The organism is Streptomyces sp. NPDC002130, from assembly GCF_040296465.1.
GTDB lineage: Bacteria > Actinomycetota > Actinomycetes > Streptomycetales > Streptomycetaceae > Streptomyces.
The window spans coordinates 1-1,896 of the sequence record NZ_JBEOXI010000641.1 but is presented as its reverse complement, the minus strand read 5'-3'; the positions used below and the strand labels follow the sequence as shown (position 1 = coordinate 1,896).

At 62.8% G+C, this 1,896-nt stretch carries 3 protein-coding genes; 1 reads left to right on the top strand and 2 read right to left on the bottom strand.

Going from position 1 to position 1,896, the window contains the following annotated elements:
• The first annotated feature begins 38 nt into the window (after window positions 1–38).
• Window positions 39–818 carry an acyl-CoA dehydrogenase family protein gene (locus ABT116_RS43900; protein WP_351646427.1) on the top strand — a complete coding sequence of 260 codons (780 nt, stop codon included), beginning with the start codon at window positions 39–41 and terminating at the stop codon, window positions 816–818.
• Window positions 819–838: 20 nt separating this feature from the next.
• Here ABT116_RS43900 and ABT116_RS43895 read toward each other — a convergent pair whose 3' ends face one another.
• On the bottom strand, window positions 839–1,171 hold the full coding sequence (locus ABT116_RS43895; protein ID WP_351646425.1) for a hypothetical protein: 333 nt from the start codon (window positions 1,169–1,171) through the stop codon (window positions 839–841).
• A 328-nt stretch (window positions 1,172–1,499) separates the two neighbouring features.
• The coding region (locus tag ABT116_RS43890; RefSeq protein WP_502984056.1) for a TetR-type transcription factor C-terminal domain-containing protein at window positions 1,500–1,896 on the bottom strand (397 nt) is incomplete at its 5' end.

Genomic DNA, 1,896 nt, shown 5'->3' with positions numbered 1-1,896 from the left:
AGCAGGAACTGGCAGTACCGACCCTGCAGGGTGAGCTGGTGTGGTGCCAGCTCTTCAGTGAGCCCGGTGCTGGTTCCGACCTCGCGTCATTGTCCACGAAGGCCGAAAAGGTCGACGGCGGTTGGAAGATCACCGGCCAGAAGATCTGGACCACGGTTGCGCAGTTCTCCGACTGGGCAATGCTGATCGCCCGTACGGACGCCACCAAGCCGAAGCATCAGGGCATCACGTACTTCGTGCTGGACATGTCGACGCCGGGCATCACCGTCCGACCGCTGCGTGAGATGACGGGCTCGGCGCTGTTCAACGAGGTGTTCCTCGACGACGTGTTCATCCCCGACGAGAACGTGGTCGGCGAGGTCAACGACGGTTGGAACGTCGCGCGTACGACGCTGGCCGGCGAGCGCGTCGCGCTGAGCCAGAAGATGGAGGCGTACGCCTCGGACTCCGATCTGCTGAAGTTCGCGAAGTCGGCAGACCTGAGCCCGATCGGACGCTACCGCGTCGGCGAGCTGGTGGCCGAGAGCCAGGCGATCGACCTCATCGGCTCTCGCGTTGTGCTCAAGCAACTTTCGGGCATCGACGTGAGCACAACGTCGAGCGTCGGCAAGCTGTTGGCGATGAAGATCAGCCAGTCGATCGCCGAGTTCGTCGTCGCCGAACTGGGTGCTGCCGGAGCGGTCAGCATCCCAGGTCAGCCCAGCGACAAGGCGATGGAGCAGCTCATTTCGGGACGTGCCACCACCATTTACGGCGGCACAACCGAGGTGCAGCTCAACGTGATCGGTGAGCGCATGCTCGGGTTGCCGCGCGACTGACAGTATTGACCGGGTGGGGCTCAGTCCTGGATTCTTCTCCAGGGCTGAGCCTCTTCCAGTTCGAAGGCCAATTCGAGGAGCGTGCGCTCATCGCCGAGATCGGCGGAGAAATGCGAAGCCAACGGCAAACCGTTGCTGGTCTGATGCAGCGGTAGCGAAATCGCGGGGCCGCCGGAGATGTTGTTGAGCGGGGTGAACGACGTGTACGCGATCAACTTGTCGAAGAGTTCCTCGAAAGGCTGAGCGGGGGAGAGGTATCCCAGCTCGGGGGTGGTGCGCGCGCATACGAATACGCGGAACCACGTGCGATGCCCACTCGACTGCGTCGAGCAGCCGGTCCCAATCCGGGGCACGATCGAGAACCTCGACCGCAACGATCGGTGAGCGCAGTTGCGGCTGCGCCTCTTCCATCCGCCACATTCCCGTCTCGAAGTCGGACATCGTGCGGTTCGCCCCCCAGGCAACCGCGGAAAGGTCGACGTCGACCGCGCTCGGAGGAACAAATGGATTGCTGTTGGCCATACGTCAAGAACTCCCTCGGTCTGCGGATCCACCCCGCGCATCTCTGCTTCTCAGTGTGGACCCGTGACCGTGGGCGCGTCCCGGTTTCGGTGTCAGCCGACAGGTGTGACGTTCGTCAGTTAAGGGCTAATCGGACATGACTGGAAATTCGACCAGCGCTCACGCAGTGACACCGACGGCTTTCAGAGCTATCTCGCGATAGAGAACACTGACTTCGCGCGGAGTCTGCGGTCCGTCGAGTCGATACCAGAGGACGACGGACTGACACATGCCCAGCAGTGCGCGGCCCGTTCCGGTGATGTCGGGGACCGTGAACTCACCGCTCTGGACGCCGGCCGTCAGTACGTCGACGAGTAGGTTCTCGAGCTTCTTTCGTTTGGCGGCGTAGCTCTTTCGTTCCGCTTCCTCGAGGTACCGCAGTTCGGAATCGAGGAAGGCTATGTCGGAGCGACTGGTCATGTGCAGAACACACGCCTCGATGAGATTGCCGAACTGCGCCGTCGGCGACGGTCCGGCAGCGTCGACCGCAGCGCTCGCGCGTGCGGTGACGTTCTCG